Origin of the sequence: Antarctobacter heliothermus (genome assembly GCF_900188425.1) — a bacterium.
Lineage (GTDB): Bacteria > Pseudomonadota > Alphaproteobacteria > Rhodobacterales > Rhodobacteraceae > Antarctobacter > Antarctobacter heliothermus.
Map to the genome: position 1 here is coordinate 1 of NZ_FZON01000068.1, position 21,422 is coordinate 21,422.

Annotated in this window: 25 protein-coding genes and 1 pseudogene; 9 read left to right on the forward strand and 17 right to left on the reverse strand. The window is 62.6% G+C overall.

Annotated features, from left to right (window positions below; all coding sequences use genetic code 11):
- The coding region (locus CHB90_RS22440; protein WP_141135953.1) for a transposase domain-containing protein at positions 1-331 on the forward strand (331 nt) is incomplete at its 5' end.
- A gap of 198 nt (positions 332-529) precedes the next feature.
- On the opposite strand, the gene CHB90_RS22445 is transcribed toward CHB90_RS22440, so the two are convergent.
- On the reverse strand, positions 530-1,672 hold the full coding sequence (locus tag CHB90_RS22445) for an alpha-D-ribose 1-methylphosphonate 5-triphosphate diphosphatase (protein WP_089280052.1): 1,143 nt from the start codon (positions 1,670-1,672) through the stop codon (positions 530-532).
- A 49-nt stretch (positions 1,673-1,721) separates the two neighbouring features.
- On the opposite strand from CHB90_RS22445, the gene CHB90_RS22450 reads away from it, so the two are divergent.
- Positions 1,722-2,408 (forward strand): DUF1045 domain-containing protein, encoded by a 687-nt coding sequence (locus CHB90_RS22450; protein WP_089280033.1) that lies wholly within the window; start codon positions 1,722-1,724, stop codon positions 2,406-2,408.
- Here the strand turns inward: CHB90_RS22450 and phnN are convergent.
- The 9 genes from phnN to phnG all read right to left on the reverse strand — a co-directional run bounded on the left by phnN (position 2,390) and on the right by phnG (position 8,878).
- Positions 2,390-2,935, reverse strand: coding sequence for a phosphonate metabolism protein/1,5-bisphosphokinase (PRPP-forming) PhnN (phnN, locus tag CHB90_RS22455; protein WP_089280034.1), 546 nt, complete (start codon positions 2,933-2,935; stop codon positions 2,390-2,392). The genes CHB90_RS22450 and phnN overlap by 19 nt on opposite strands.
- Positions 2,932-3,615, reverse strand: coding sequence for a phosphonate C-P lyase system protein PhnL (gene phnL / locus CHB90_RS22460; RefSeq protein ID WP_089280053.1), 684 nt, complete (start codon positions 3,613-3,615; stop codon positions 2,932-2,934). Before phnL ends, phnN begins: the two co-directional genes overlap by 4 nt.
- 5 nt (positions 3,616-3,620) lie before the next feature.
- Positions 3,621-4,571, reverse strand: a complete 951-nt coding sequence (locus CHB90_RS22465) for a magnesium transporter CorA family protein (protein WP_089280035.1) — start codon at positions 4,569-4,571, stop codon at positions 3,621-3,623.
- Positions 4,571-5,350: a phosphonate C-P lyase system protein PhnK gene (gene phnK, locus CHB90_RS22470; protein ID WP_089280036.1), complete on the reverse strand. Its 780-nt coding sequence runs from the start codon at positions 5,348-5,350 to the stop codon at positions 4,571-4,573. Before phnK ends, CHB90_RS22465 begins: the two co-directional genes overlap by 1 nt.
- On the reverse strand, positions 5,337-5,729 hold the full coding sequence (locus CHB90_RS22475; protein WP_089280037.1) for a VOC family protein: 393 nt from the start codon (positions 5,727-5,729) through the stop codon (positions 5,337-5,339). The genes phnK and CHB90_RS22475 overlap by 14 nt, the downstream gene beginning before the upstream one ends.
- Complete coding sequence (locus CHB90_RS22480) at positions 5,726-6,592, reverse strand: alpha-D-ribose 1-methylphosphonate 5-phosphate C-P-lyase PhnJ (RefSeq protein WP_089280054.1); 867 nt, start codon at positions 6,590-6,592, stop codon at positions 5,726-5,728. Before CHB90_RS22480 ends, CHB90_RS22475 begins: the two co-directional genes overlap by 4 nt.
- A gap of 184 nt (positions 6,593-6,776) precedes the next feature.
- Positions 6,777-7,868 (reverse strand): carbon-phosphorus lyase complex subunit, encoded by a 1,092-nt coding sequence (locus tag CHB90_RS22485; protein WP_089280038.1) that lies wholly within the window; start codon positions 7,866-7,868, stop codon positions 6,777-6,779.
- A gap of 3 nt (positions 7,869-7,871) precedes the next feature.
- Positions 7,872-8,438: a phosphonate C-P lyase system protein PhnH gene (phnH, locus tag CHB90_RS22490; RefSeq protein ID WP_089280039.1), complete on the reverse strand. Its 567-nt coding sequence runs from the start codon at positions 8,436-8,438 to the stop codon at positions 7,872-7,874.
- Positions 8,438-8,878 (reverse strand): phosphonate C-P lyase system protein PhnG, encoded by a 441-nt coding sequence (gene phnG / locus CHB90_RS22495; protein WP_089280040.1) that lies wholly within the window; start codon positions 8,876-8,878, stop codon positions 8,438-8,440. Before phnG ends, phnH begins: the two co-directional genes overlap by 1 nt.
- Positions 8,879-8,980: 102 nt before the next feature.
- Here phnG and phnF point away from each other — a divergent pair, with 102 nt between their 5' ends.
- Positions 8,981-9,688, forward strand: coding sequence for a phosphonate metabolism transcriptional regulator PhnF (gene phnF, locus CHB90_RS22500; protein WP_089280041.1), 708 nt, complete (start codon positions 8,981-8,983; stop codon positions 9,686-9,688).
- Between the two features lie 98 nt (positions 9,689-9,786).
- On the forward strand, positions 9,787-10,968 hold the full coding sequence (locus CHB90_RS22505; protein WP_089280042.1) for an alpha-D-ribose 1-methylphosphonate 5-triphosphate diphosphatase: 1,182 nt from the start codon (positions 9,787-9,789) through the stop codon (positions 10,966-10,968).
- Between the two features lie 335 nt (positions 10,969-11,303).
- On the opposite strand, the gene phnE (CHB90_RS22510) is transcribed toward CHB90_RS22505, so the two are convergent.
- The 4 genes from phnE (CHB90_RS22510) to phnC form a co-directional block, all read right to left on the reverse strand.
- Complete coding sequence (gene phnE, locus CHB90_RS22510; protein ID WP_089280043.1) at positions 11,304-12,635, reverse strand: phosphonate ABC transporter, permease protein PhnE; 1,332 nt, start codon at positions 12,633-12,635, stop codon at positions 11,304-11,306.
- A complete protein-coding gene (gene phnE / locus CHB90_RS22515; RefSeq protein WP_089280044.1) occupies positions 12,632-13,501 on the reverse strand; it encodes a phosphonate ABC transporter, permease protein PhnE in 870 nt (289 codons plus the stop codon). Before phnE (CHB90_RS22515) ends, phnE (CHB90_RS22510) begins: the two co-directional genes overlap by 4 nt.
- Before the next feature lie 70 nt (positions 13,502-13,571).
- Positions 13,572-14,483: a phosphonate ABC transporter substrate-binding protein gene (gene phnD, locus CHB90_RS22520; RefSeq protein WP_089280045.1), complete on the reverse strand. Its 912-nt coding sequence runs from the start codon at positions 14,481-14,483 to the stop codon at positions 13,572-13,574.
- Between the two features lie 68 nt (positions 14,484-14,551).
- Positions 14,552-15,358 (reverse strand): phosphonate ABC transporter ATP-binding protein, encoded by an 807-nt coding sequence (gene phnC, locus CHB90_RS22525; RefSeq protein ID WP_089280046.1) that lies wholly within the window; start codon positions 15,356-15,358, stop codon positions 14,552-14,554.
- 247 nt (positions 15,359-15,605) lie between these two features.
- Here phnC and CHB90_RS22530 point away from each other — a divergent pair, with 247 nt between their 5' ends.
- Entirely contained in the window at positions 15,606-15,821 is a 216-nt protein-coding gene (locus CHB90_RS22530; RefSeq protein ID WP_089280047.1) for a DUF1127 domain-containing protein, read from the forward strand.
- Between the two features lie 101 nt (positions 15,822-15,922).
- On the opposite strand, the gene CHB90_RS22535 is transcribed toward CHB90_RS22530, so the two are convergent.
- Positions 15,923-16,498, reverse strand: a complete 576-nt coding sequence (locus CHB90_RS22535; protein ID WP_245823339.1) for a hypothetical protein — start codon at positions 16,496-16,498, stop codon at positions 15,923-15,925.
- Positions 16,499-16,681: 183 nt separating this feature from the next.
- The gene (rpsD, locus tag CHB90_RS22540) at positions 16,682-17,302 is read right to left on the reverse strand and encodes a 30S ribosomal protein S4 (protein ID WP_089280048.1); all 621 of its coding nucleotides are present in this window, start codon (positions 17,300-17,302) and stop codon (positions 16,682-16,684) included.
- Positions 17,303-17,510: 208 nt separating this feature from the next.
- Between rpsD and CHB90_RS22545 the strand changes: the two genes are divergently transcribed.
- The 4 genes from CHB90_RS22545 (at position 17,511) to CHB90_RS22560 (ending at position 21,174) form a co-directional block, all read left to right on the forward strand.
- Complete coding sequence (locus CHB90_RS22545; protein ID WP_089280056.1) at positions 17,511-18,368, forward strand: EAL domain-containing protein; 858 nt, start codon at positions 17,511-17,513, stop codon at positions 18,366-18,368.
- A gap of 210 nt (positions 18,369-18,578) precedes the next feature.
- Positions 18,579-19,754 carry an acetyl-CoA C-acetyltransferase gene (locus CHB90_RS22550; protein WP_089280049.1) on the forward strand — a complete coding sequence of 392 codons (1,176 nt, stop codon included), beginning with the start codon at positions 18,579-18,581 and terminating at the stop codon, positions 19,752-19,754.
- Between the two features lie 185 nt (positions 19,755-19,939).
- A complete protein-coding gene (gene phbB, locus CHB90_RS22555; protein WP_089280050.1) occupies positions 19,940-20,662 on the forward strand; it encodes an acetoacetyl-CoA reductase in 723 nt (240 codons plus the stop codon).
- Between the two features lie 131 nt (positions 20,663-20,793).
- Positions 20,794-21,174 (forward strand): MFS transporter, encoded by a 381-nt coding sequence (locus CHB90_RS22560; protein WP_089280051.1) that lies wholly within the window; start codon positions 20,794-20,796, stop codon positions 21,172-21,174.
- Positions 21,175-21,215: 41 nt separating this feature from the next.
- Here CHB90_RS22560 and istB read toward each other — a convergent pair.
- Positions 21,216-21,422, reverse strand: a pseudogene (gene istB, locus CHB90_RS22565) (IS21-like element ISPkr1 family helper ATPase IstB); the annotation flags it as partial.

Below are 21,422 nucleotides of genomic sequence, written 5' to 3' on the forward strand. Positions count from 1 at the left end.
ATCAGGGAAAACCAGTCTGGCCGAGGCCATTCGCTACGCCCTCGGCCGCATGCCCAAAGCCCGGGCCTATCTGAAAAACGGCCAACTCGAGCTGGACAACAACATCTGTGAGCGGTCAATCAGGCCGCTGACTCTCGGGCGCAAGAATTATCTCTTCATGGGATCGGAAGGTGGTGGCAAGGCTGCCGCGATCGCCTACTCCCTCATCGAAACCGCCCGCATGAACCGCATCGATCCGGAAGCCTGGCTGACATGGGTGCTGGCCCACATTGCCGATCACAAGATCAACCGCATCGACGAACTCGCGCCGTGGAATTGGCAGCCACGTTGAATGTCAACGGCGGTCACGCCGGACGGATACCCTGATTTATCAATCGGGTGAAGAGGACAGAGCACGCCGGATAGAACGCAGCGGCAGGGACCGTTAGGCCGCCCTTGCCGGTGGGCAAATGTGAACCAAAGGTAAAACTGCCTCTGTAAGCCCTTGATTTTGCGTGTGCCACAGGCTGTCCACGCGTGGACAGCCCCTTCAGGCCACCTGTTTTCCCCGGCTCCAGACGCCCCTGAGCAGGGGCACGTGGCCCGACACCTGAAAGCGCATCAGATCGGCGCGTTTGCCCACCGCCAGCACCCCCCGATCGTCCAGCCCCACCGCCTCGGCGGGGGCCTTGGTGACGGTCGCGATGCCCCGCGGCAGATCCTCCCAGATCTCTCCCAGTTTCACCGCTGCCAACAGCAGCGCCGCCGGAACATAATCCGATGAGACAATATCCAGCAGCTCCAGCCGCGCCAGATCCTCTGCCGCCACATTGCCCGAATGCGACCCGCCCCGGATCAGGTTGGGGGCGCCCATCATCACCGCGATGCCATGATCCCGACAGGCCTGCGCCGCCTCGACCGTGGTCGGAAATTCGGCCAACCGGATGCCATAGCCGGCTGAGGTCTCGACCTGTTCGCGCGTCGTATCGTCATGGCTGGCCAGAACAGCCCCAAAGCGCGCCGCCTCCGACACGGTCGCCGCCTCATGCCCCGGCCCGAACCGATCGCGCAGGGCCTTCAGCTCGGCGATATGCTCGTCGACCTCTGTATCCGACAGCCCCAGCCTGCCCTTCTTGTAGGCGCGCAGTTTCGAAAGATCGCGGAACTGACGCTGCCCCGGCGTATGATCCATCAGGCTGACCAGCCCGACGCGGTCTTCGCGCCCGAATTCCGAAAACTCCTCGACCAGCGTCTCTGAACAGACCTCGGCCCGCAGGTGCAGGAAATGGCTGATCTTGAGCATGTCGGCAGCGCGCAGGTCCAGCATCTCACGCGACAGCGAACGGGCGTACTTCAGGTAACGCCCACGCCCGGACGGAATGGAGCCGATCCGCATGGCATCGAACACCGTTGTGATCCCGGTCGAGGCCAGTTCCGCATCATGCGCCACGATGGCCGCCGCATGGGGCCAATCCACCCCCGGACGCGGCTGGATGTGGCGTTCGAGATTGTCGGTGTGCAGCTCGATCATCCCCGGCCCGAGGAAATCGCCGTCGCAATCCAGCGCCCCCGCCGGCACCTCTGCCCCCTCACCCATCGCGGCAATGGCGCCGTTTTCAACACGGACCCAACCGCGCGCCACCCGATCGGCCAGCACCAGTGTCGCATTGGCAAGTGTGGTGGCCTCTGTCACGTCCGCGTCACGCACATCGGGCATAGGCCCGGAAAGAGTGGAGGTCGTCATGCATTTCTCCCGATACGCTGTCTATGTGACCCTTCCAAAGGGTCCGTTGTCCGAATTCGGTGCTCAATGGTTGGGCTGGAACGCGGCAACCGGGGAACGCCCGGATGCGCCGATGATCCACGGCTTGCCGATGCCGGTCCATGAGATCACGGCCACCCCGCGCAAATACGGGCTGCATGGCACGATCAAACCGCCGTTCCGCCTTGCCGATGGGCACAGCTTTGACGCCTTGCACGACGGCTTTGCGTCTTTCTGCGCCAACCACGGTCCGGTGACGCTGGACGGGCTGGCGCTGACCCGCTTGGGCAGTTTCCTGGCGCTGACGCCGGTGGGCGATACCGACAATCTGGCGACGCTTGCCGCCCATGCGGTTGAGACCCTGGACCCGTTCCGCGCGCCACTGACTGAGGCCGAAATGGAAAAGCGTCGCAACTCCGGCCTCCGTGATCGGCAGGATGCACTGCTGACGCAATGGGGGTACCCCTATGTCATGGACCAGTTCCGCTTTCACATCACGTTGAGCGGTCGGCTGGGCAAGGCGGACGCGGACCAAGTGCGCGCAGCCCTGTTGCCACATATCGACCAGCGCCTGCCGCGTCCTTTTACGGTCGATGCGCTGACGTTGTGCGGTGAGGATCAAACCGGCTATTTCCACGAGCTTCACCGCTACGCCCTCTGCGGTTGAAGGCGGGTCAGAATCTCATCCACCGTCTGGTCCAGCGGGCCTGCGTTCTCGACAGAAATCACCGGCAAGCCTTTGGGCAGGGGCGATGCAGAAAGGCTCAGGCGATCCGCGATCTGATCGTCGGTTTCGCGGCCGCGACCGGCCAGCCGTTGGGCCAGCACCTCAACCGGCGCGGTCAGCGACAAGACGGCAAAGCGCGCAAATCGCGCCTGCGCCGCCGCCAGCACCCCCCGCGACAGGTTTGCCAGCACGTCCCGGCCCTGCGCGATGTCGTCCTGGGCAGAGGACGGAATGCCATAGCTCAGCCCATGCGCCCGCCACGACACGGCAAAGCCGCCCGCGTTTTCGATCCGGTCAAACTCTGCCTCAGTGACGCTGGTATGGTCCTCTCCAACTGCCTCATCGGGGCGGGTGATCATCCGGCGGACAACCGCAAAGCGCGCATCGCGGGATGCCAGCGCTGCCATGACGCTGTCTTTGCCGACACCCGACGGGCCGACAACGGCGATAAAGCGCCCCTGCGTCATGCCGCCAGTCCGGGCGTAAAACGGGTCACGTCGATTTCGCGGTCGCAGACCCGGTCGCGCGCCTCTTGATCGTGGAAGATGCCGAGAATCGCGGCCCCGCGCGCCTTGGCCTCTTGGATCAGGGTCAGCACGGTTTCGCGGTTGGTGGCATCCAGCGAGGCGGTCGGCTCATCCAGGAACAGCGCCGGATAGACATGGGCAAACCCCCGCGCGATGTTCACGCGTTGTTGTTCGCCGCCCGAAAATGTCGTGGGTGACAGTCCCCACAGCCGTTCCGGGATGCGTAACCGGGTGAGCAATTCGCGCGCGCGTTCAGCGGCAGTGTCGCGGTCCACGCCGACCGCCAGCAGTGGCTCTGCCACCACCTCCAGCGTCGGCACGCGGGGCACCACGCGCAGGAACTGGCTGACGTATCCCAACACGTCGCGACGCAGGCGGATGATCTCACGCGGTTCGGCCTGTGCCACATCCACGCCGCCCACCATGATGCTGCCGGACGCGGCAAGGTAGTTGCCATAGACCATCCGCATCAGCGTCGATTTCCCCGCGCCCGAAGCGCCGGTCAGCGCCACACATTCGCCCCGGTCCACCGTCAGCGCGGCGCCGTCCATCACCCGGATCACCGCCGCGCCCTGATTGTGCAGCGTAAAGGTTTTGGACACATCGCGGATGTCGATCATGGCGTTCATAGCCAATCCTTCCATTTGAAGAACAGGAACGTGCCCAGCGCCGACCCGGCCATCAGCCCGGTGGCGATCAGGTAGCCGTATTTCAGGCCCAGACCCGGCAGCACCTCAAAGTTCATGCCATAGACAGAGGCCACCAATGTGGGCGGCAGGAACAGGACGGCAACCACCGAAAGGGTGCGGTTGGCGTCGCTTTGTTCAAGATTGACCATGCCCAGCACCACATCCGTCACATGCGCCACGCGGCCCGTCAGAAAATCGGTGTGGACCACCAGCGAACGAATGTCGCGCGTGTGCGCCTTGAGCAGTTGATTGAGAGATTGCCCGGATTTTCGCGGCATGTTCAGCGCAAAGGTGGTCAGGGCGCGTTCCAGCGTCAGCAGTGACAACCGATAGCTGGCCAGTTCCTCACCGCGCCGCCCGACAGAGCGCAACAACTCTTTGAGCCGGTCCATCGGGTCTTCGCGGTCGAACAGTTCGCGCGCTGCGGCATCCAGCGCCCGGCCCGCGCCCTCCAGCAGGTCGGCGATGCGTGACACGATTTCCTCGATCAGGCCAAGGAACAGATGCAGCGGACCGCCGCAGCCCGCCGCCGTCAGCCCGGCATGGTCGGGAAAGGTCTCAAAGCTGCGCGGGGCATGATAGCGCACGGTGACCATGCGGGTCGGCGTCAGCAAAAAGGCGACAGGGCCAAAGCTGCGCCGTTTTTCCGCGTCCAGACCGGGCAGCATGACAGTCAGAACCTCGGTGTCGCCCTCACGGTAGAGGCGGTTGGACACCTCGATTTCCTCCATGTCCTCCAGCGTTGGCACCGGGATGCCCAGCGCCTCGACAGCAGCGACCTGGTCTGGAGCAGGTTGGTAGAGGTCGATCCACTGCGCGGCCTCGGGGGGCGTGTCCGGGGCAAGCGCGTGCAGGCGGTTACCCTCTATGCGGTAAGCGTACATCATCAGACGTGCAGCACCGATGAGACCAGCAACTGGGTATAGGCATGCTGCGGATCGTCCAGCACCTGATCGGTCAGTCCCGCCTCAACCACATGCCCGTCCTTCATCACCATCAGCCGGTCCGCCAGCAGGCGCACCACGGCAAGGTCATGGGTGACGATGATCGCGCTCAGCCCCATCTCACGCACCAATCCGCGCAGCAGGTCCAGCAAACGCGCCTGCACGCTGACGTCCAGCCCGCCGGTGGGTTCGTCCATGAACACAAGGCGCGGCCCGGTCACAAGGTTGCGGGCGATTTGCAGCCGCTGCTGCATCCCGCCGGAAAAGGCGGTGGGACGATCATCAATGCGGGTGGTGTCAATCTCGACCCGCCCCAACCAATCCTCGGCACTGTCACGGATTTCGCCATAGTGGCGCGCGCCGACAGCCATCAGCCGCTCGCCCACGTTGCCGCCCGCGCTGACGTTCATCCGCAGCCCGTCGCGCGCATGTTGGTGGACATAGGCCCAATCGGTGCGGCCCAGCATCCGGCGTTCGGGTTCGGACATCGTGACCGTGTCGCGCAACCCCTCGGCGCGGGTGTCAAACAGCACCTGTCCCCTGTCGGGCGCAAGATGCCCGGCCAGACAATTGAGCAACGTGGATTTGCCAGAGCCGCTTTCCCCAACGATCCCCATGACCTCACCGGGATAGAGGTCAAAGGACACGTCGGCACAGCCGATCCGGGCACCATAGTATTTGGCGACGCCCTGTACGCTCAGCAGCGGGTCAGCGCGGGTCATAGGAAAAATCCATCCGGGTGCCGCCCGGTTCATTGATCATGAAATGCACTTTGGGCCCCTTGCCCGAAAATTCTGGCGCAAATTCCACCTTTACGCCCGGCCACGCCCTCACCCTGTCGAACAGCGCCGTCAGCGACGCCTCATCCGGCACCTTCAGTGCAAAGTGATGCAGACCGATGTTGCCGCGCCGGTCGAAATCCGCCCCCTGAGCGACCTGTTGCCAAAGCGTCAGCTTGGCATGGCCATTGGTGACATAGGCCGCCGGGTAACCAGGATTGCCGCCAAACTGGTCCCAGCCCAGACACTCGACAAAGAAATCGCGGGACGCCTGAAGATCGGCAACCGTCAGGCCAAGGTGATCAATCCCCAGTGTCGTCATGATCCGTTCTCCCGCGTTGCCGTTGATCCCGACTGTCCCGCGTCCCGCCGTGCCCGGCAATAGTCGGTGTCCGAGCAGACAAACATCCGCCCACCCGCATCGTCCATGATCACCTCATCCAGATAGCTGCTGTCCGCGCCGCACAGATCACAGGACGCATCCGCCTTGGATGCCTCGAAAGGGTAGTCCTGGAAATCCAGGCTGACCACCTGCGTATAGGGCGGCAAGGCATAGATCCGCTGCTCGCGTCCCGCGCCGAACAACTGGATTGCGGCATTGCCGGACATCTTGGGGTTGTCGAACTTGGGGATCGGTGACGGATCCATCACATAGCGCCCCTCGACCTTGACCGGGTAGGCATAGGCGGTGGCGATCTGACCGTGCCGCGCGATGTCCTCATACAGCTTTACATGCATGAGGCCGTACTCCTCCAGCGCGTGCATCTTGCGCGTCTCGATCTCGGACGGTTCCAGAAACCGCAGCGGTTCCGGGATCGGCACCTGGTAGACAAGGATCTGATCCTCTGTCAGCGGCTGCTCGGGGATGCGGTGGCGGGTCTGGATGACGCTGGCCCTGGCGGTTTCCTCTGTCGTGGCCACACCGGCCGTGCGCTCAAAGAACTTGCGGATCGACACGGCGTTGGTGGTGTCATCCGCGCCCTGATCAATAACCTTGAAGGTGTCCTCTGGTGTCAGTGTCGCGGCGCTGACCTGCACACCCCCGGTGCCCCAGCCGTAGGGCATCGGCATTTCGCGGCTGGCAAAGGGCACCTGATAGCCAGGGATCGCCAACCCTTTGAGGATGGCGCGGCGGATCATGCGTTTGGTCTGTTCATCCAGATAGGCGAAATTGTAGTCGTTCAAATCGCGGCCTTTTTCCGGCATCGGATCGGCGGTTTGTTTCATATTTTCGCCCTCATTGCCCTGTAGCCAACCTGCATCACACCTACAGAAGGACCACGCACATGTTCACTATCACCACTGCCCTGCTTGTTGTTTTCAGCCTCGCCTTGGTCGCCAAGGTCATTCACGCGCGCAAATCCAAAGACTAAAGAGGGCATTCCGCCGCCTCCTGCGCGCCGGACGCGTCTCGCCGCAGCTTGCGCACCAGTTCCAGTTCCGACTGGAAATCGACGTAGTGCGGCAGCTTGATATGTTCGAGAAAGCCGGTCGCCTGGATGTTGTCCGAATGGTACAGGACAAATTCCTCATCCTGCGCGGGGGCACCGACGTTGCCCTCGCCCAACTCGCGCCAGCGCAGGGTACGATCCACCAAGGCCATCGAGATGGCCTTGCGCTCTGTCTGTCCAAAGACAAGGCCATACCCACGGGTAAACTGCGGCGGTTCCGTCTTTGAGCCGGCAAACTGGTTGACCGTCTCACATTCGGTAACTTCGATCTCACCGATGTCGATGGCAAAGCCCAGTTCGGGAATGTCCATCTCCACCGCCACCGTGCCAATGCGCAATTCGCCGACAAAGGCGTGGTTGCGGGCGTAGCCGCGCTGGGTGGAATAGGCCATGCCGAGGACAAACCCCTCATCCCCCCGCGCCAGCGCCTGAAGACGCAGCGCACGGGAGCCGGGCAATTCCATCGGCGCGCGGGTCAGATCCGGCGGCGTCTCATCCGACGGGGGCTCTTGCTGAATCAGTCCCTCGCGGTTCAAAAAACCGGTGATGTGCGGTGTCGGCTCTTGCCTCGGCACGGTTGTCGGCGCGGGCGGCACCTCGCCATCGGCGGCCAGTTTGAAATCCAGCAAGCGGTGCGTGTAGTCAAAGGTCGGTCCCAGCACCTGCCCCCCCGGCGCGTCCTTGAACGTGGCCGAGATGCGCCGGATACAGGCCATTTCGGCGGTTTTGATCGGCCGGGTGCCGCCAAAGCGCGGCAGCGTGGTGCGATAGGCCCGGATCAGGAAAATCGCCTCGATCAGGTCGCCGCGCGCCTGTTTGATCGCCAGCGCGGCAAGGTCCGGATCATACAGCGACCCCTCTGTCATCACCCGGTTGACCGCGAGCTTCAATTGCTCGCGGATCTGGGCCACCGACATCTCTGGCACGGCGGTGTCGCCGCGCCGCTCCTCCGCCAGCCAGGCGTGGGCATTGTCGATGGCGCGTTCGCCACCCTTGACCGCTACATACATCGCTCAGCCCCCTACTTTGGTGCTGCGCGGCAGGGCGGCAAGCCGATCCCCGGCGCAGAAATAGGCATCCCAGCCCAGCGGGAACCGGGCGGCATTTGCCTGAAACGCCGCCATTTCTGGCAGCGATAGCGCGGCACTGTCGCGGATCCCCGGTCCGGTCAGACGCACGCCTGTGGCCACGATTTGCGGCAGCTCGACAATCAGCGTGGCGGAGCGATCCGGGTATTGTGCGGTTCCAGCCCGGAACCGGGCAACGGGCTGAAGCGACTCCCAATCCCCGACCGCAAAGTCGCAGTCTTCGGCCGACACCAGCGGCGCGCCGGTGTGAAAGGTGATCCAATCGCGGACCGGGAGGCAATCAAGCGCACCGGCCAGATGAACGCCAGTGTCCGGGTCGCACAACGTCAGCAGCAGACCCCCGGCGGCGACCGAAACCGGGGCGGGTGGCCGGACGCCGGTGATGGTGCTGATCGCGCCGGGACGGGCCATGGCCGTCATGGCCGCCCGAAAGGCGCGCGCCGACTCGACCGGGGCATCGGCAAAACCACCCCCAAGCACTGCTGCGTCCATCAATCTTCTCCCCGGACAAGTGTGAAGAATTCGACCTTTGTCGCTGCCGCCTTGGACGCCCGCTGCTTGCCCCGCGCCAGGGCCTGCGCCCGCAGAGGGGACAGAACGTCTGCCTCGATCCCCTCAGCCGCGCCGGTTTGCATCAGCGCGTCTATCAGGGCGGCGCGTTCTGCGTGGGGCTTGTTGCGCCCCTGCACATAGCCATGCCCGACCGTGCCATCGTCCAACTGCAACGAACAGCGCGTCACCGTCATCTCACCCAGGTTGAAGGGCGCGCCTGTGCCGCCGATACGCCCGCGCACCATCGCCGCGCCGATTTCCGGCGCGCGCAGCCATGTGAACCGGGGGGCCCTCTGTCGAGTCCAGAGCCCCTCCAGCGCGTCTGGTTTGGCCTTGGCCAGCAGGCCCATCCACTCCTTGCGGGCGGGATCATCGGTCATCTGGACACCTTGCAAAGTTGTCGAAGTAAATATACAACTAGACAAATTCATACCGACCGTCGGCCAATCAGGCAAGACCGTCCCCGGTGAAAGTTTCGTGACATGCCTCGCCCCGCGCTGTGGACCGCTATCTCTGACAGTCTGACAGGCGACATTGCGGCAGGCCGCCATCGTCCGGGGGACAAGCTGCCGACAGAGGCGGACCTGTCGGCGCGGTTCGGGGTGAACCGCCATACCGTGCGCCGGGCGCTGCAGGCGATGGCCGAACGCGGCCTTGTTCATACGCGGCGCGGCGCAGGCGTTTTTGTGGCTGCAAAGCCGACAGACTATGCCCTAGGGCCGCGTGTCAGGTTCAACCAGAACCTGCGCGCGGCCGGGCGGGTGCCGGGGCGCAAGATCCTGATGTCGGAAACCCGGCTGGCCGATCCCGGAGAGGCGCGCGCGCTGCGGCTGTCCCCCGGCGACCCGGTCCATGTCTACCAGTCGTTGGCCACCGCCGATGGTGAACCTATCGCGCTGGGGACCGGGGTGTTTCCCGCCGCGCGCCTGCCTGACCTGCCTGAGGCCCTGCATACCCATGCCACCGTGACAGAGGCGCTGGCCGCCTGTGGCGTGTCCGACTATACCCGCGCCTCGACCCGCGTGACTGCACATCTTGCCACTGCGACGCAGGCCACGGGGCTGAGGTTGACGGCAGGCGCGCCCCTTTTGCGCACAACCAGCGTGAACATCGACCCGGACGGTGTTCCCATCGAATACGGCAAGACATGGTTTGCCGGCGACCGCGTGACCCTGACGCTGGAGCCGTGACCCCGCCCCATGTTTTCATGGATCAGCATGAGCGCCTTCATTGCGATGATACATTGCAAGGGTAGGACGTTGGGGCAGTTTTCGTCCGGAGCCGTTTCATGCCCATCGCGCCCTCCTCATTGCGCCTGACCGGCGCAACTGTCCTGCGCGACGGCGCCATGCAGGCGCGGTCCGTCGCCATTCAGGACGGACGTATCTCAAAGGGCCCCCTCCCCGAGGTGGACCTGAGAGGATACTACATCCTGCCCGGCATCATCGACCTGCACGGCGACGCGTTTGAACGGCACCTTGCCCCCCGACCCTCTGCCGCCTTTTCGCTGGCGACGGCCTTGCGAGCGACGGACCGAGACGCGGCCTCAAATGGCGTGACAACTGCTTGGATGGCGCACAGCTGGAGTTGGGAGGGCGGCCCGCGTGGTCCCGCCCATGCCGAAGCCTTTCTGAATGCCGTCGATACCTACGCCGCAGAGGCCTTGACGGATCTGCGGGTCCAGATCCGCTGTGAAACGCATACAGTGGATACCGCAGACCGGCTACTGGCCGCCGTGCGCCGCCACGGAATCGACTATGTGGTGTTCAACAACCACCTGGACGAGGCGGCGCACCTGGCCGAGTCCGACATGTCGCGGCTAGCAATGTGGGCGCAACACGCCGGACATTCAGTCGAAGAGCATCTGGCCAGAGTCCATGCCGCAAGAGACCAGAAACCGGACGTGCCGCGCTATCTGTGCCGTCTGGCCGATGCGTTTGACACGTTGGGCGTCACCTATGGCAGTCACGACGACCGCGACGGCGAAACGAGAGAGTATTATTCGCAGATCGGGGCCAAGGTCTGTGAATTTCCGACCCGGCGGCCCGCCGCAGCACTGGCGCGTGCGGTCGGTGATCCGATCCTGATGGGTGCGCCGAACGTCGTGCGGGGCGGTTCGCAATCAGGCAATATCGCGGCGCACGATCTGATCGAGGCCCGGCTGTGTGATGCTCTGGTGTCCGACTATTATTACCCGGCGCTGATGCAGGCCGCCTTTCGTCTGGTCGATGACGGACTGACCGACCTGCCCCGCGCCTGGGCGATGATTTCGTCCACTCCGGCGGAGATCCTGCGGATGCCTGACCGTGGCACGATCGACTATGGACGCCGCGCCGATCTGGTGGTGATCAACGCACGGACCCGCGCGGTCGAGGCAACCATCAGCGGCGGCAGGATCACTCATCTGGCGGGCGAAGCGGCCTTGCGGTTTCTGGGGGCCGGACGCCCCCTGCAACTGGCCGCCGAGTGATCCGCAGGATTTTCCGACACGTTCACAGACCTGTCACAGCGCGCCGGTATGGGAAGCCTGTGAGTGTGACCGCGACCCGCGCCGCTCTTTTCACCGGCGTGGGGGTATATAAAGCGTTGGTTGCCAATATTTAAATTACCAAACCGGGCGGTCCGAAACGGCCGCCCATTTTTGGCTGCCCGACGGCAGGCACAGCGCGATCACCCGCCAACGCAGAGTCGACACTCGGTATTTGGCCGCCTGTGCAGATCTGGCAATAGTCTGATTGCGACTGTTCGCCCAGCGCCGTGGGCGAACCTGTCAGCGGAGATTTTGAATACCACGGACCGCCGCACTCAATACGCGCCAGTTTTGCCCTTGATCAGACGACGACGCAGCATGCCAGAGGCCCAGTCCATGAAAATCACCATCAGGACGATGAGCACGATGTAGTAACTCACCTCTTCCCAGTCTTTCTGGGTGATAATCGCCTGTGTCAGCATCAGTCCGATCCCGCCGCCGGTGATGGCCCCGATGATGGTCGCAGACCGCGTGTTGGATTCGAGGTAATACAACACCTGACTGAGCAAGACCGGCGTGATCTGAGGCAGAACGCCAAAGCGATACCGTTGCAATGGCTTGGCCCCGGTCGAGGAAACCCCCTCAATCTGCCGTTCGTCGACGTTTTCGAGCGCTTCGGAGAACAGTTTGCCCAGTGATCCGCTGTCCGTCAGCAGGATCGCCAGCGCGCCGGTCAACGGGCCGGGACCAAAGGCCCGGCTGAGCAGGATGGTAAAGATCAGCGCATCCACCCCGCGCACAAAGTCAAAGACCCGGCGCACCAATTGGCGCACAACCACAAACGGGGTAAAGTTTCTGGCCGCAAGAAAGGCCAGCGGCAAGGCAACCAGCGCCGCCCCCGCCGTGCCAAGAAAGGCCATCAGGACCGTCTCTGCGATGGCCCAGGCGACCTTGCCGTGATGCCAAAGAGGATTGCCCCAGAAATCCTGCCACGCGCCCGCGATATTGGGGCGTTCAGGATCAATCTGCGGACCGAACAGCACCTCCAGCACGGAATGATTGTGATAGGGGCTGTCCAGCGTGAACCAGAACAGCTCCCAGCCAAGGAAATAGCGGAACACCTCGGTCTTGGAGCGGGTCATGGTCATCCGCCCCGCCTCTGTCCGAATATCAAGCCGCGTGCCGGAATAGCTGACCCAGTCGGGGATTTGCGATTCTGGCAGGTCAATCACAACACCCGGGTCCAGTTTCGCGGTGATGTCCCCAAACTCCGGGTGGCGGTAGATCGCCGTTTTCTCCGGCAGAAAGACAACGCTATGCCCCTTGGGCAGGTCGATCGTAACCGTCTCTCCGGCGACCTCCACCCAGTCGGGCGTTTGCCCCTCTGGATATGTGGCGGGCCGCTCGCTCTCTTTGGCGACGGTCAGGTCGCCGGTCCGGTTGGCGCGCGTCACATGGGTCTTGTAGCTGTAGGTGTCGCGGATCAGGGTCATCGCGTTGTCCAGGCGCGCCCGATCTGCCAGCCCCATCACGTCGAAAGCAAAGAAGATATAAGTCAGATACAGCAGGATGATCGCCGGTCCCCCGACACTGACCAGCCGCTTGCGCCGGAACAGCGCCTGCGCGGCGTCCTGGCGATCGACCAAGGTCACAGTGGCGTCACTCATGGTCTGGCTCCTTCGCTCAGCCGGTTGCGCACGACGGATGAGATGTTGTCGACCACAATGATGGTCACAAACAGCAGGAGAAAAATCGCTGCTGCCTCGTCAAAACGCCCCGGCCCCCAGGACATCGAGTTGCGCAGCTCATAGCCGATGCCCCCCGCCCCGACAAAGCCAAGGATGGCAGAGGCGCGGATGTTGACCTCGAACCGCAGCAACCCATAGCTAAGGTAGTTCGGGGCCACTTGGGGCACCACGCCCAGCAGCATCTGCTGGGTCCATGTCGACCCCACGGAGGACAATCCATCGACCGGCTTGAGATCGGCGTTTTCATTGACTTCAGAGTACAGTTTGCCCAACGCACCTGCGGTGTGCAGGGCAATCGCACACATGGCAGGGATTGGCCCACCGCCCAGCATGTAAATCAGCACCAGCGCCACGACGATTTCCGGCAAGGCACGCGACACATCCATGACGCGGCGAAAGACCGGGATCAGCGGTGGCCAGGGCGCCATGCCCCGCGTCGACAGCAGCGACAGCAACAGGCCAAGCGCCGCGCCCAGCAATGTGGACACAGCCGCGATGTTCAGGGTTTCAATCAGTTCGGGAAGGTATCGCCACAACAGGCCGGCCATATCGGCACGCTTGTCCCACGCCTCTGACACGACGTCCGCCGGAAAATCGAAGATCTGCGGCAGACCGTCAAGGAAACCGCCAGCATTCCGCGCATTGGCGGTGTGAAAGCCGGAAACCAGCAGAACCACGAAGATGAGGATGGCAATGCCGCTATACAGCCTTTTCTGGCGCACCATCGCCATATAACTGCCTTGGGTCGCGGAAAGCGGCGAGCCGCCCTGCGTCGTGTCCGTCATGTACCTTGCCTTCATATGGGAACCCCGCCCGAAAGCGGGCGGGGTCCGGTGTCAAAATCCGCTCAGGGGATCAGCCGTCGACCTTGGCCTTGCGCACGGCGATGATGGTTTCATACGCCTCGTGTGAGATCGGCTCGAACCCGGCGGTTTCGCCAAAGGCCACGTTGTAGGCACAGTCCTGGTCCTTGGCATAAAGGCCCAGAACCAGCGCCTGCACCTTTTCCTTGACGTCTGCGGGCAGATCCTTGCGGATGGTCACGGGGCCCTCGGGGATCGGCTTGGACGTCCAGATTTCGACCAGTTCGTTCATGTCGACCAGACCGTTGTCCACGGCGCGGCGCAGGGCGCCCGAGTTATAGCCGTCTTCCCAGTTGCCCAAACCGTCGGCCCAGGTCACCCCGGCGTCGATGTCACCGTTGTAGACAGCAACGATTGTCTGCTCGTGGCCGCCCACGAATTTCACCTCGCCAAAGAAGTCACCCGACTCCATGGTCACGCCGAACTGGGCCGGGATTTCGACGGAGGGGATCAGATAGCCCGAGGTCGAATTCGGATCGCCAAAGCCGAAAACCTTGCCTTCGAGGTCTTCGATCTTGGTCACGCCGCTGTCTTTGCGGGCAAACCCAATCGAATGGTACGAATACGACCCGTCGAGGTTGGTCTTGACGGCAAAGGGTTCACCGGCTTCGGGGTCTTGCAGGTAAAGCGCGGCATAGGCCGACGCGCCGAACCATGCCAGATCAAGTGTGCCACCCAGGAAGCCCTGGATCACGCCGTTATAGTCGGCGGGTGTGAACAGCTTGACCTCGACGCCCAGTTCTTCGCTGATGTAGTCGGCAAAGCACTGGTAGTTATTCAGACGGCTCTGGACATTGTCGCCGCCCAGAATGCCGATGCGGAATTCGCTGATGGCGTGGTTTTCAGCAAAGGCCGGAGCGGCCAGTGCGGTGGTTGCTGCAAGAGCTGCAAGAATCGTTTTCATCGTCGTCCTCTTTGGTTGGTGGCCCCCGCCAACCTTTGGACAGGGGGAAGGAAACAGATTGGGCGCAGTCAGGCGGGCAGCCTCTCCAGCCCAATATCAAGCGCTGCAATGTCGGTGGATGTCGCGGCTTCGGAGAACCCGGCTCCGGCGCCGTAGATGTCGCGCGCCACGCCGGTCGTCAGTTGATCCGGAGTGCCATCAAACACCACGCGGCCCTTGCGCATCCCGATCACCCGGTCGCAGTAGCGGCGCGCGGTATCCAGCGTATGCAGGTTGGCGATGACCATGCGGCCGTCTTCGTCATGGATGCGGCGCAGGGTATCCATGACGATCTGGGCGTTCATCGGGTCAAGCGAGGCGATGGGCTCATCCGCAAGGATGATTTTCGGATCCTGCATCAGGGCGCGCGCGATGGCGACGCGCTGTTGCTGGCCACCTGACAGCGCCTCGGCCCGTTTGGGCGCGTTTTCAGCGATGCCAAGCCGGTCGAGGATCTCGATGGCCCGGTGGATGTCCTCTGTCGGGTAGAGGTTGAACAGCGTCGCAAATGTCGACCGCCTGTTCAGGGTGCCGTGCAACACGTTCGACACGACATCCATCCGCGGGACAAGATTGAACTGCTGAAAGATCATCGCGCATTCGGATTGCCACTGACGTTTGGCGCCGCCAGTCAATTGCGTGACCTCACGGTCCTGATACCAAATCGCCCCCTCAGAGGCGTCGGCAAGGCGGTTGATCATGCGCAACAGCGTGGACTTGCCCGCGCCAGAGGCTCCGATGACCCCGATCATCGCGGAGCCTTCAATCGTGACGCTGACGTTTTCCACGGCAGCGTTTGCGCCAAAGCGCTTGGTCAGCTTGTCGATGCGTAGCACGCAAATCCCCCATGTCACTGAGGCCGCGTCCTAAGCGTCGGGCTTGTCTGTTCCGTGACGGTTGCGCAAAGTTTTTGTAACTCGGACACCGCGCACGGCAGGACGCACATTCAGTCCGGCGCCGTGCTGGGCAGCCATGCAGAGACCTGAACGCGGCTATGCAGCTCCGGCACTGGCGCTGCACCGCAGCAAAGCCTAGCTTGTTGGCAAGGGGAGGATCTCCACACACGCACTCAGGAGTCCCGAAATGGCTGACATACACACATCCGTCGCACCACGCGGCAATATCTTCGCCGGTTTCTTCAGATCGGTCTTCAACACACTGGTCATGATCGCTGAATCGGATCACCGCATGAAAGCCATCGAGCGGCTGACCGCGATGTCCGATGACGAACTGGCCCAACGCGGCCTGAAGCGCACCGACATCGTGCGCCACGTCTTCCGCGACAGCCTTTACGTCTGACATTGCCTGCCGCTCGTGCGGCCGGCCTTCTGTTCACGACCCGTTTCAAGACAGCCGCGCTCGCCCCCGAGCGCGGCGTCGTTGTTCTGGGGAGGCCGCGTTCAATTCCCTGCGCGGCGCATCATCATCTCGTGGACAGCCGCCATGCCACGGGCCGCCATGTCGGAAACTTCCGCCGCATGCACCTGCAAGGCATCGACCAGTTCCGGCACGTCGGACGTCTGGGTCACGACAATCCCCGCCTCGGTAATCTCGATCTCCGTCGTGATCTCATTCCCACGGGCAAAGAAGATGTCCAGTGTCGGGCTTTGGACAAAAACCTGAGGATCTCGCCCCTCTTCGACCCGCGCGATCATTCCCGCCACATGGCTGACAAGGATGTCCATGACCGCCGCATCGCTTGAAGAGGTCACTGTACGGATGCCGTTTGGCAGATTGGTCACGCCGCGCTCTATCTTTTGAAAATTGCGGAACATCTCTGCCAGCTCGGCGCTTTCTTCAGGAGAGGCGTCCAGCCCGCGCAGACCGGGCATGGTCACCATGTCGTGGCCAGTACCGTCCGCGCCGTGGTGCATCCCCATTCCATGACCGTGTCCGGCCATCTGAGACAGAGCAGGAAAGGCAAGGCTGACCGCCAGAATCAGGCTGATTGAGGTGACCGAAATCGTCTTTGGCATATCCCGCTCCTTATCGTGGGCGACGTGTGAGGCGCTACCTGCAAGACTTGCGCAGGAAATCTGTAAAACACAGCGTTTTCTTTCTAAGAAATCTGCAATTCGCCGCAGCCAAGAAAAAAGGCCGCCCAACGGGGGCGGCCTTTCGAAACACTGTACGTCGCGCGGGTTTCGGCCCGCCCGAGATCAGTTCTGTGCGTAAAATTCGATAACCAGGTTCGGTTCCATCAGCACCGCGTAGGGCACATCGCCCAGCTGCGGGGTGCGCACGAAGGTCGCGGTCATTTTCGAATGATCGGCTTCGATGTAGTCAGGCACGTCACGCTCGGGCAATTGGGTGGCCTCAAGCAGCGCGGCGATCTGGCGGGACTTCTCACGCACTTCGATGACATCGCCTTCTTTGACGCGGTACGACGGGATGTTCACGCGCTTGCCGTTGACCAGCACATGGCCATGGTTCACGAACTGGCGCGCCGCAAAGACGGTGGCAACGAACTTGGCACGGTACACCACGGCGTCAAGACGACGCTCGAGCAGACCAATCAGGTTCTCGCCAGTATCGCCCTTCATACGCTCGGCTTCGGCAAAGATGCGGCGGAACTGCTTTTCGGTCAGGTCGCCGTAGTGGCCCTTGAGCTTTTGCTTGGCGCGCAGCTGGAGGCCGAAGTCGGAAATCTTTTGCTTGCGACGCTGGCCGTGCTGGCCGGGGCCGTATTCGCGGCGGTTCACCGGGGACTTCGGGCGGCCCCAGATGTTTTCGCCCATGCGGCGGTCGATCTTGTATTTGGCAGTCGTGCGTTTGGTCACGGCTGATCTCCTTCGTAAATGCTGTCGAAGGGCGTTGTCCTCTCCCCGGAACAGGCCGGAGTGACAGGCATTCCCTTGCGGGGGCCACCAACACCAATGAAGGCGCGCTTATACAGTCGGGCTCTGCCGTGTCAAGCGGGCTGATACGGGTCCGGACAATTTGAACCAAAGAGGAACATTAACCGTTGCTTCACGCCCTGGGATGCAAATGGGGCAGGAGCACGGCACGGAGGCGGAAGTGGCGAAATCTGCAGCATTCGATGGCGGGGCGCGAAATGCGCTGGAACATGCGGTCAAGGCGCGTGACGCCTCTACAATAGACATGGTCAGACGTTCAATCCAGCACCGGCAGGTCCTGTTGGCTTTTCAGCCAGTGATGCAGGCCCGAGCGCGGGACAGGGTCGCGTTCTACGAGGGATTGATTCGCGTTCTGGACGAAACCGGGCGGATCATCCCGGCGGCAGATTTCATCGAATCTGTTGAAGAAACCGAATACGGGCGCATGCTCGATTGTATCGCGCTGGAAAAGGGGCTTGCCGAACTGGCCCAGACACCGGGGCTGCGGTTGTCGATCAACATGTCCGCCCGGTCCATCGGCTATAAGAAATGGATGCGTACGCTGACTCGTGGATTGGAAAGGGAATCGACCGTGGCCGAACGGCTGATTCTCGAAATCACCGAAAGCTCGGCGATGCTGGTGCCGGAACTGGTTGTCAGCTTCATGGACGACCTCCAGAGCCGCGGCATCGCCTTTGCCATTGATGACTTTGGCGCGGGCTATACCGCATTGCGCCACTTCAAGGAATTCCGTTTCGACATCCTCAAGATCGACGGCCAGTTCTGTTCCGGAATTGCAGAGGATCCCGACAACCAGGTTCTGGTCGGGGCCATGATCAAGATCGCCGAACAATTCGACATGTTCACCGTCGCCGAAAAAATCGAATCTGCGGCCGATGCGGACTGTCTCGCGGCGCTTGGCGCGGATTGCCTGCAAGGATACCTCTTTGCCGCGCCCAGCGTCCGCCCGCCGTGGCGCAAGCAAGGGTCTGACCGCCGTGCCGGATAGGCATGGCCGGACAGGCCCTGCCCTGCAACCGCAATGCGCCAGTCACAGCGGACGCATAGCCGCATTTCACCTGCGCCTGAGACACCCTGTCCAGTTCTTATGACGCAACGTTTCCGCTATTCCCCATTCGGACAAGCGAGGAAGAGAAGGGCCCGCACCCGGCGGACCCGCGTCTTGCCCTGATGCACCCGCTTGCCTGGAGGACAACACATGACCAATGTCGTTATCGCAAGCGCAGCCCGGACGCCCGTGGGCTCGTTTCTTGGGTCGTTTGCGAACATTCCCGCCCATGATCTCGGTGCCACCATGCTGCAAGCACTGGTTGAGCGCGCCGGAATCGACAAGGCGGACGTCTCTGAAACCATCCTCGGCCAGGTACTGACCGCCGGCCAGGGCCAGAACCCGGCCCGCCAGGCGCACATCAACGCCGGCCTGCCAGAGGCATCCGCCGCCTGGGGCATCAACCAGGTCTGCGGCTCGGGCCTGCGCGCCGTGGCGCTTGCCGCCCAGCACATCCAGCTTGGCGACGCCTCGATCGTTGCCGCCGGTGGTCAGGAAAACATGTCGATTTCGACCCATTGCGCCAACCTGCGCCAGGGTCAGAAAATGGGCGACATGCAGTACATCGACACGATGATCCGCGATGGTCTTTGGGATGCCTTCAACGGCTATCACATGGGCCAGACCGCCGAGAACGTCGCCCAGCAGTGGCAGATCAGCCGCGACATGCAGGACGAATTCGCCGTCGGGTCGCAGAACAAGGCCGAAGCGGCGCAAAAGGCGGGCAAGTTCGACGATGAAATCGTCGCCTACACCGTCAAGACCCGCAAGGGCGACATCGTGGTGAACAAGGACGAATACATCCGTCACGGCGCCACCATGGAAGCGATGCAGAAACTGCGTCCGGCCTTTACCAAGGACGGGTCGGTCACGGCGGCCAACGCATCGGGCCTGAACGACGGTGCCGCCGGTGCGTTGCTCATGTCTGCCGATGAGGCCGAAAAGCGCGGGATTGAGCCGCTGGCGCGCATCGCGTCCTATGCCACCGCCGGTCTTGACCCGAAAATCATGGGTGTCGGCCCGATCTACGCCTCGCGCCGGGCGCTGGAAAAAGCTGGCTGGACAGTTGACGATCTGGACCTTGTCGAGGCGAACGAAGCCTTTGCCGCGCAGGCCTGCGCCGTGAACAAGGACATGGGCTGGGATCCGGCCATCGTGAACGTGAACGGTGGCGCTATCGCCATCGGCCACCCCATCGGTGCGTCGGGCGCGCGCGTTCTCAACACCCTGCTGTTCGAGATGAAGCGCCGTGGCGCCAAAAAAGGTCTCGCCACGCTGTGCATCGGCGGCGGCATGGGCGTCGCGCTCTGCGTCGAGCGCCCGTAACACCTCTGCGATTGCAGAGCGGGGGCGCCGGTTGGCGCCCCTTTTTTTGGAGAGCTTGGCAAGATTGCCCGACAGGATCAGAGACCGTAACATCCGGTCCAGATTTTGAGCAATATTGTTGCTCAACCAAAATTGAACGGGTAACAAAGTTACCAAGACCTGACATTAAACTGGAGGACCCCCCCATGGCACGTGTAGCACTCGTCACCGGCGGCAGCCGAGGCATCGGCGAAGCCATCTCAAAGAAACTCAAGGCCGAAGGCTATGAAGTCGCCGCGACCTATGCTGGCAACGATGAAAAGGCTGCAGCCTTCACCGAAGCCACCGGCATCAAGACCTACAAATGGAACGTCGCCGACTATGACGCGTCCAAGGCCGGTATCGCCCAGGTCGAGGCCGATCTTGGCCCGATCGACGTGGTTGTCGCCAACGCCGGCATCACCCGCGACGCCCCGTTCCACAAAATGACCCCCGAGCAGTGGAAAGAGGTGATCGACACCAACCTGACCGGCGTCTTCAACACCGTTCACCCGATCTGGCCCGGCATGCGCGAGCGCAAGTTCGGCCGCATTATCGTGATCTCTTCGATCAACGGTCAGAAGGGCCAGTTTGCCCAGGTGAACTATGCCGCCACCAAGGCGGGCGACCTTGGCATCGTCAAGTCGCTGGCACAGGAAGGCGCGCGTGCCGGAATCACCGCAAACGCGATCTGCCCGGGCTACATCGCCACCGAGATGGTCATGGCCATCCCCGAAAAGGTGCGCGATTCCATCGTTGCCGGTATCCCGGCAGGCCGTCTGGGCGAACCTTCGGAAATCGCGCGTTGCGTGGCGTTTCTGGCCTCAGACGATGCGGGCTTTATCAATGGGTCGACCATTTCGGCGAACGGAGCACAATTCTTCGTCTAAGTCGGCGGCATTGGCGCTTTGAAATACCGGGAAAGGAACGCATTGTCCTCTGGGACTGCGTTCCTTTCTTTTTTCTGACCGCCCCGCAACCCCGCCTGCCGAAAGGCAGAGCCCTTTGAAAGGCCCCTCCGATGGCCTCCCCCTGGACCGCCCTTGCGATTCTCTTCACCGCGCGACTGTCGATGGCGTTTCAGTATCAGGTGGTCGCGGCACTTGGGCCGCTCTTGATGGACCGGCACGGGGCTGATTTGGCCGACCTTGGGGTCCTGATCTCACTCTACCTCCTGCCCGGCATGATCTTTGCCCTGCCCGGCGGCGGCATCGCCCGGCGGTTTGGCGACCGTCGCGTGGTTGTCGGCGGGTTGATCGTCATGGTGATTGGCGGCGTGATCATGTGGCTGGGACAGGGTTGGACACTTCAGTGTCAATCGGCACGCAATCCTGACCCCCTATCGGCGCCCAAAAATGACCCCCTTATTTTGCGCAGGGGTAGCTGGCCCGATGCGGTGTAGCCATCACACAGCGCAGCCGCGTCGGGCCAGCGGGGCCTGGGTTACTCCCTGGTCTTGAAGCGCCAGCTCTCGTTGCCGGTTTCGACGATGTCGCAGTGGTGGGTAAGGCGATCAAGTAGCGCTGTCGTCATCTTGGCGTCTCCGAAGACCGATGGCCATTCACCGAAGTCGAGGTTGGTCGTCACGATGATGGACGTGCGCTCGTAGAGACGACTGACGAGGTGGAACAGCAGCTGGCCGCCGGTCTG